Annotated in this window: 7 protein-coding genes; 4 read left to right on the top strand and 3 right to left on the bottom strand. The window is 68.6% G+C overall.

Annotated elements, in window-relative coordinates; all coding sequences use genetic code 11:
* Positions 1 to 378, bottom strand: a 378-nt coding sequence (locus VE326_07115; protein ID HYJ32976.1) for a hypothetical protein, incomplete at its 3' end; no start/stop codon positions are given.
* A 67-nt stretch (positions 379 to 445) separates the two neighbouring features.
* On the opposite strand from VE326_07115, the gene VE326_07120 reads away from it, so the two are divergent.
* Positions 446 to 1,102 carry an NADPH-dependent F420 reductase gene (locus tag VE326_07120; protein HYJ32977.1) on the top strand — a complete coding sequence of 219 codons (657 nt, stop codon included), beginning with the start codon at positions 446 to 448 and terminating at the stop codon, positions 1,100 to 1,102.
* A 25-nt stretch (positions 1,103 to 1,127) separates the two neighbouring features.
* Here VE326_07120 and VE326_07125 read toward each other — a convergent pair whose 3' ends face one another.
* On the bottom strand, positions 1,128 to 2,324 hold the full coding sequence (locus VE326_07125; GenBank protein HYJ32978.1) for a serine hydrolase domain-containing protein: 1,197 nt from the start codon (positions 2,322 to 2,324) through the stop codon (positions 1,128 to 1,130).
* A gap of 408 nt (positions 2,325 to 2,732) precedes the next feature.
* On the opposite strand from VE326_07125, the gene VE326_07130 reads away from it, so the two are divergent.
* Both VE326_07130 and VE326_07135 read left to right on the top strand, forming a co-directional pair.
* Positions 2,733 to 3,005 carry a hypothetical protein gene (locus VE326_07130; GenBank protein ID HYJ32979.1) on the top strand — a complete coding sequence of 91 codons (273 nt, stop codon included), beginning with the start codon at positions 2,733 to 2,735 and terminating at the stop codon, positions 3,003 to 3,005.
* Positions 3,006 to 3,084: 79 nt separating this feature from the next.
* Positions 3,085 to 5,799 (top strand): multiheme c-type cytochrome, encoded by a 2,715-nt coding sequence (locus VE326_07135; GenBank protein ID HYJ32980.1) that lies wholly within the window; start codon positions 3,085 to 3,087, stop codon positions 5,797 to 5,799.
* 60 nt (positions 5,800 to 5,859) lie between these two features.
* Here VE326_07135 and VE326_07140 read toward each other — a convergent pair whose 3' ends face one another.
* A complete protein-coding gene (locus tag VE326_07140; GenBank protein HYJ32981.1) occupies positions 5,860 to 6,507 on the bottom strand; it encodes a dihydrofolate reductase family protein in 648 nt (215 codons plus the stop codon).
* A gap of 157 nt (positions 6,508 to 6,664) precedes the next feature.
* On the opposite strand from VE326_07140, the gene VE326_07145 reads away from it, so the two are divergent.
* Positions 6,665 to 8,166 (top strand): carbohydrate-binding family V/XII (locus tag VE326_07145; protein HYJ32982.1); only part of this gene is annotated, 1,502 nt, incomplete at its 3' end.

An 8,166-nucleotide genomic window follows, 5' to 3' on the forward strand; every position in this document is an offset into this window, starting at 1 on the left:
CCCGTCTCGCCAGAAAACCAGGACTCCCCCTGATCCATCCGGGATGGCAGCCGCCCTCAGCTGCACCCCCGGCGCGGCGCAAACGGTCACGCGGCCGTCTGGCCACCCCGGCGGCCGCCGCCCTTCGGATGTAACCCTTGATGCAAACAGGTCGAGGTCGCCCGTATACCCGTACCCCGTCCAGAGCAGGAACGAGCCACCTGCCCCGTCCTCGGCTTGCGCCAGGAACGACGGATACGCCGAGTCCGCGACACGAAAGCCTCCCTCGACCCATTGGCCGACCGAGATGGATGGCGTGGTCGCGAGATGGAACAGGAGCGCCGTGGCGAGGAGGAATGCGCGACTCGTGGTGGTAGCCTTACCCATCGTAAACCCCATGACGATAGCCTAGGGGGGAAGGCGAACCGGGCACAACGGGACTCTTGGCCACCATCTTGGAGGCGTAATGCGAATCGGCATCCTGGGTTCGGGGCTGATGGGTGGAAAGCTCGGAACGATCTTCGCCCGCGCGGGGCACGAGGTGGTGTTCAGCTATGCCCGGAGCGAGCGGAAGCTGCAGCGTCTCGCGCGGGAAGCGGGCGAGCGAGCGCGGGCCGGCACGCCGGCCGAGGCCGCGCGGCATGCCGATGCGGTCCTCTTCGCCGTGCATTGGTCGCGGCGGAACGACGTGCTGAAGCAGGCGGGGCCGTTGGCCGGGAAGGTCGTCCTCACCTGTTCCCTTCCCATGAGCGCGGACGACACCCGGCTGGTCGTCGCCCATAGGTCCTCGGGCGCGGAGGCGCTCGCCAAGCAGATCCGCCGCGGCCGCGTCGTCTCGGCGTTCGGCACCGTACCGAGCGAGGTGCTCTTCTCGGTGTTCGACGCCCGGCGCCGGCGCGGGCGCCCTTCCCTGCTCTACTGCAGTGACGACGCGCGCGCCAAGAGGGTCGCCGCGCGCCTCATTCGCGACGTCGGCTTCGAACCCGAGGATGCCGGACCCCTCCGGATGGCCCGCAACCTGGAGCCGTTCACGCTGGTCATCGCCCGCCTGGCCTATGAGCAGGGCCGGAGACCGGAGCTGGCCTACCGCTTCGAGCGGCTCCCGCGCCGCGGGCGACCATGAGCCGCGCGGGATCCACCTGCTGGAGTCACGCCCCCTTGGAACCCGACATCTCCATCACCTGGCCGGCCGGAAGATCCGCCACGATCGAGTACACCATGTCTCGGAGCGCGATGTCGCGCGGGTCTCCGGCCACCGCGGTGCCTCCCTGGCTCGTGACGTAACCGTATCCGATCCCGAGCTTGGGATCGGCGAAGCCGATCGAGCCGCCCGACCCCGGCGAGCCGTAGGACCCTTCGCTTCCGAAGGAAAACCCGGGGCTGTTCTTCATGAAGCCCAGCGAGAACCGTACCCCGTCCCCCAGCATGCACTCGTCGTAGAACCCGCGCGTCGGCGGAACCGCGGGGGCGGCGAGCAGCGCCACCGTCTCCGGCCGGAGCGCGAGATCCTGGCCTCCCGCCGCGAAGACGCTGTACGCATGCGCGATGGCGCGCGCGGTGCCGACTCCTCCCCCGGAGGGGATCTCGAAATTGCGCGCGTAGACGCGCTTCTCGTCGTGGGGCCACTCCGAGCCGATCAGCGCCCGCACGATATTCGAGTTGTTGTTGAACGCCGCGAAGGTGAGCCGCAGGGGAAATCCGAACACCATCGCGCTCAGGCCGGGCTTGGTCAGCGTTCCGAACCGGTCGTTCGGGATCGACTCCGGGAGACGGATGTAGAAGTCGAGCCCGAGCGGAGTGGCGATCTCATCCTGGAAGAACTGGCCGAGACTGCGGTGCTTGGGATCGATCCGGCGCAAGAGCTCGCTCTCGTAGTAGCCGAGCGTGATGGCGTGATAGGCCTGCCTCGTGCCCGGCACCCACGCCGGCTTCTGACGGGCCAGGACGACCGCGAGGCGGTCGAGGTCCGCGACCACGTCGCGACCGACGGGCTCGTCGAGCGCAAACAATCCCGCCTGGTGGCCCAGGAGCTGGCGGACGGTGATCGTCTCCTTACCGTTCTGCGCGAACTCAGGCCAGTACGCGGCGACGCGCTTCTCGTAATCCAGCCAGCCGCGCGAGTGGGCCAGCGCGAGCGTCATCGCCGCGAGACCCTTGGTCGTCGAGCAGACCAGGACCATGGTGTCCTCTTCCCATGGCTCGCCGGACTCCCTGTTCCGGACGCCGCCCCAGAGGTCGACGATCTTCTCGCCCCGGTAGTAGACGCAGCACGCCCCGCCGAGCTCGTGCCGCCGCGAGAAATTCTCGGCGAAGGTCTCGCGAACGGCCTCGAAGCCCGGGCTCACGTGACCATGGATTTGAGTACGATGGGCTTTCATGACGACCCCTTCCGGTCGCGGTAGGACGGGATGACTCTCACCCGAGATGCTTCCCCTCGAGACCCTCCAAACGCATGGCACGTGCCATTTCATTCACCGGGGTCGTGGCTGCAATGACGGAGCTTGAGAGGGAGGGAAAGCCGCGCACGTCCCGGTGACATGACAGAAAGGCCCCCGTCCTGTCAGACCGTCAGGCGCCGCCTTGTGATCTTTGTCACAAACTCGGCGCTTTCGCCGTTGAGCCGCGAGCATGATTGCTATACTCCCGCCCTCCGCGGTTCCATGCGCGGCCGCCGGTGGTGCCGCCGGCCTGCCCGCCCGGGTCCCGACCGCCCGGGCCGGTGTTCATCCCCCATGGTCGGAAAGGATGGAGACATGACCTCTCGGCTCAAGCTCCTGTCCCTCGTGTTGATCCTTGCGTTCGCCATGACTCTGGTCGGCATGTTCCTCACCACGACCCCGAAGTCCGTCGCGAAGGGCCCGTATCAGTCGGCGCTCGCCAGCGTCGGCGTCGCCACCGCCGAAGCGGCGAAGTGCGCGAACCGCGCCTGCGAGTTCGCCTCTCCCGGGTACGTGTGTCTCGAAGGCAGCGGCACGAAGTGCGTGTTCGGCGGAGGCTGCACCACGGTCGCCTGCAACGGTCACTGATTCGCCGTCCGGGGCGGACCGGCGGCACCGCCGGTCCGCATTCCCGACCATGCCCCGTCGCCGGTTCCCACTTACTGTTTTGATCCTGCTGCTCTCCGGATGCGGCTCCACGCCGCCCGGCAGCTACCGCGTCGTCATCGATCCCTCCACGCCGCACGATATCCAGGTCGCGGCCAATTGGACGACCTCTGGCCGGGACTCGTTCGTGCTCGCCGGCTTCGAGAGCGTCGACGTCCTCCACGTCTCCGACCTGCACGCCACCGATCCTTCCGGCTCAAAGCTCCCCGTCCTCTTTTCGACCGGGACGCTCACGGCGGAAGGACGGACGCTCTCCGTTCCGCGATTCGTCGTGCGCGGACCGCTTCCCTCACGCATTCACGTCCGCTATCGCGTGGATCCCGATGTGCGCGAAGGCGACGCCCACGTGGGCTTCAGCAGCGTGCGGTACGGCTACCTCGGCAAGGATTTCGCCGAGCTCACGGGGCGCGATCTCTTCCTCCTCCCCCAGGGGACGCCGCCTCGTGACATCGAGGTCCGCTTCACCCTTCCCCGCGGCTGGCGCGCCGTGACGCCGTGGCACTCCGCGGGCGCGGCGTTCCGAACCGCCATCGGCGGGCGATTCGCCGACGAGCATCTCATCGCCTCCACGCTGGCGTTCGGCCCCTTCACGGAACGCTCGGTGTCGATCGGCGGGACGCGCTATCGCTTCGCCTATGAGCCGGGAAGCCCCGGGGCGAGAGCAGCGATCGGCTCCCTCGAGCGCGCGACCCGGGCCGTCCACTCCCTCTTCGGCCGGAATCTCGGGCCCGAATACGTGACCTGCGTACTGCCCTCGACGCCGGACGGCAACGAGATCCACGGCGAAGCCTGGGCGACCGGACAGGGGGAAACCCTGGTCCCGATGACGCCGAGCCGCCTCCGGCGCTACGCGCAGGGCCTGCTCGACGGCTATCTCAAGTTCACTCCGTACCGCGACGAGATCCCGCGCCCTGACGAATACTGGGTGATGGACGGGATCTCCCATCTCTACGCCTGGCGCGCGGTGGCCGCCGCGGGACTGGTGGACGAAGGCGAGATCGAGCGCGACCTCGCGACTTCGTACGCCGGATCCCGGCGCGTTCAGGGGTCGGAGCGGGATCTCGAGCACCTCTACGATTCGAGGCTGGATACGGGGCTGGGCCGCGAGGTGGAAGCCCCCTTCGTGCTCGCGTACCTCGACCGCTCCCTGCGGGAGAGCACGCATGGCCGTCAGACGCTCGACGGCGCCGTGCGGCGCATGTTCCGCACCCGGCCCGCCGGATCGCTCTGGGCTTCGATCGAAGGGACGCGGCCCGCGACGTGGGACGCGTTCCGGGACCGATACGTCCGCGGCAAGGAGTCGATTCCTGCCGGCCGGTTCTTCGGCCTGGCCCCGGCCCAACCGACGCCCTCCCCACCCGCCGGCAAGCCGGTCGGAGATCTCACCGTCATCTTCACCGGGGACACGAACGGCTTCCTGGAGCATTGCGGCTGCAAGGTGAACCAGTCGGGAGGGGTGGCGCGCCGGGCCACCGTGCTGGAACGGCTGCGTCGCGCCTACCCCGGCTCGCCCCTCGTCGATCTGGGGAATGCCTTCACGAAACCGGAGAGCCCGTCCGAGCTGGACTATCTCTCACGGCAGGAGCAGCGCCTGTATCTGGAGACGATGGCCGCGATGCGCTACGACGCGGCCTCGATCGGCACGAACGAGCTGCTCTTTGGAACCGGCTGGTTCCGGACCGCGACCCGGGACCTGGGGGTTCCGTATCTCGGCTCCAACCTCGCCGAACAGGGCGTGCCGCTCGCGCCCGCGCATCGCATCGTCCGCGCGGGGAAGCTTCGGGTCGGGATCGTCGCCGTCTTCGAGCCGCCCCACGGCCCCGGAACGCCGGCACAGTTCGAGGCGAACGCGGCGGCGCTCGCGATCTCGAATCCCGTGGACGCGCTGGCGCGGGTCGTCCCGTCCGTGCGCGACTCGGCCGACCTGGTGCTGGTGATCGGAAGGCTGGAGCCGCAAACGATCCGGCGCGTCGTGAGCGCCGTTCCCGGCATCGACGTCATCCTCTCCAACGCGAGCGGCACCTCGGCGCTCGTTCGCTCCTCCGGCGTCCCGGAGACGATGAGCGATCAGGGGTTCCTCGGAAGGACGCTCGTGCTCTACGAGGACAGCCGCAACTACGGCCTGGAGTCGGTCGACCTCAACCTGGACGCGTCCCATCGGGTTGCCAGCGCCAAGACCACCCACCACTGGCTCTTCGAGGACGTCCCCGACCAGCCGAGGATCCGCGCCATGCTGACCCGCTTCTACGACCGTGTCGGGAAGCGCGATTCCGCGCAGGCCAGCGTCCGGCCCCTCTTCGCCAGCTCGCCGACGCGGATGAACGGGGTGTACGAGGGCGCCGCCCGGTGCGCCGAGTGCCACCGCGAGGAGTTCGACCAGTGGAAGACGACGCGCCACGCGACCGCGTACAAGACGCTCCTCGACGCCCACCGCCACTACCAGCCGCGATGCGTCGTGTGCCACACGGTGGGGTTCCGCACGAAGACGGGATACAAATTGGGCGATCCCGAGGATCCGCTCGCCAACGTGCAGTGCGAGGTCTGCCACGGACCCGGGGGCTCGCACGTGAAGGACCCGGAGACCGCGCATTTGGAACGCAACCCGCCGGAGTCGACCTGCCTGGAATGCCACAATCCCCAGCACTCCGAAGCGTTCGTGTACAAGGACAAGATCCGCCTCGTCCGCCATCGGGCCGAGGTCGCAGCGGTGCGGTAAGCGGACGGCGCCTCACGCCAAGCCGATCGAGCGTGGAATTGCCCCGCTAGTTCTTCCCCATCACTTCCGCCGGCGCAGCACCATGTGCGTCGCGCGCTCCCCCGCGATCGATTCCTCGCACTGGTAGCCGAGCGCGCGAAGATCGAGCCCCTGCATCAGATGTTCCCCTTTGCCCAGGAGCACCGGCCGGAGGCCCAGGGTCAGCTCGTCGATCAGCCCGGCCTGGAGGTACTGGCGGATGGTGGACACGCCGCCTCCCAGACGAACGTCGCGCGGCCCGGCCGCGGCCTTCGCCTGGTCCAGCGCCGCGTGGATCCCCTCGGTGACGAAATGGAAGACGGTGCCGCCCTTCATCGCGAAGGAGGCGCGCGGGTGATGGGTCAGCACGAAGACGGGCACGCGGTACGGCGGCTCCTCGCCCCACCAGCCCTTCCAGCTCTCATCGGGCCAGGGGCCGCGGACGGGGCCGAACATGTTCCGTCCCAGGATCCACGCGCCGATGTTGGCAAGGCCCTTCTCGGCCATGCCGTTGTCGACGCCGGTCTCGCCGCCCTCCATGCCGTGCATCTCCCGCCAGGCGCGGGTCGCAAAGAACCACTCCATCAGCTCGGGCCCGCGCAGGCCGAGCGGATTCTGTAGATCCTGATCCGGCCCGGCGCCGTAGCCGTCGAGGGACACGGCGAAGCTGCTGACGCGAAGCTTGGGCATGGACGTCCTCCGATCGTCTTCGGCCGATGATCGTTAACTCTGGCGGCAGGCCACGCTTCACCAGAAACCCGCAATCCCGCCACATCTCCACCATACTTCGGGAGTACCTTCCCATGGATAGGAGAGACGCAACAAACCGTTCGCCTGGAGGCGCTTCATGCTGTCGCCGCGGATGTTCCCGCTCGCCCTGGCCGCCCTGCTCGCCGCCGCCCCGCTCGCGGCCGCTCCCGTATACGCTGCCGACGCCGACTGGCCGCGGCAGTTCGACACCCCGAGCGGCTCCTTCGTCGTCTATCAGCCGCAGCCCGAGGATCTTCAGGGCGACGAGCTCACCGGCCGCGCCGCCTTCTCGCTGAAGAAGAGCGACGGGGACGAGCGCACGTACGGAGTGCTCTGGTACACGGAGCGCATCTCGATCGACCGGGACAGCAGCACGGTGTCCGCGCGCAGCCTGGACGTCACCAAGGTGCGCCTGCCGGGCATCACGCCCGAGGAAGCGGCCCGCTACGAAACCCTGGTCGAATCCGAGGCGAGCCGGTGGGACCTGTCGCTCTCCGTCGAGGAGCTGCAATCCGGCCTGGCCGCCGCCGAGAAGGAGCGGGCCAGCGTGGCGGGCATCGACAACACGCCTCCCAAGATCCTCTTCCACGACCGCCGCGCGATCCTGGTCGTCTACGACGGCGCTCCGATCCTCGAGCCGATCGCGGGGTCGGCCCTTCAGCGCGTGGTGAACACGCCGTACGCCGTGGTGCTCGATCCGAGGAGCCGCACCTACTACCTGAATGGCGCGAATCTCTGGTACCGGGCGAAGGACCCGCTCGGACCGTGGAACGACATCGCCGCTCCACCCTCGGCCGTTCGCGCGGTGGTTCCCCCGGACACCACCTCTTCCGACGACGTGGAGGGCCCGCCGCCCGAGGTGCTGACCGCGACCGAGCCCACCGAGCTGATCGCCACCGATGGGGCCCCTCAGTACGCCACGCTGGTCGAGGACGAGTTGCTCTACGTGACCAATACCGAGAGCGACGTCGTCCTCGAGGTTCCGACGCAGGACCTGTACGTCCTGATTTCGGGGCGCTGGTTCCGGGCTCCCTCGACCGACGGGCCATGGACCTTCGTTCGCGGCGATGAGCTTCCGGCCAGCTTCGGGCGCGTGCCGCCCGATTCCCCCAAGGGCAACATCCTGGCGAGCGTCGCGGGCACGGACCTGGCCGAGGATGCCGTCGCCGACGCCGAGATCCCTCAGACCAGCGCGATCCGGCGCGACGATCATAGCCTGGAGGTGGCGTACGACGGCGACCCGGACTTCGAGCCGATCGAGGGCACGAATCTCGAATACGCCGTGAACACCGACGCCGAGGTGATCCTCGCCGACGGGCGCTACTACGCGTGCGACCAGGGCGTCTGGTACATCGCGGACGACCCCGACGGGCCCTGGAGCGTCAGCGACACCCGGCCTCTCGGTCTGGAGGACATTCCGCCTAGCTGCCCCGTGTACGACGTGCGGTACGTCGACGTCTACGAGGCCACGCCGGACGTCGTGTATGTCGGCTATCTGCCGGGCTACCTGGGCTGGTATCCCTATCACGGCACCGTCGTCTACGGGACCGGGTACCGGTACCACGGCTGGCGGGGCCGGCATCACTACTATCCGCGCCG

This window comes from Candidatus Binatia bacterium, assembly GCA_035631035.1.
Taxonomy (GTDB): domain Bacteria; phylum Eisenbacteria; class RBG-16-71-46; order SZUA-252; family SZUA-252; genus DASQJL01.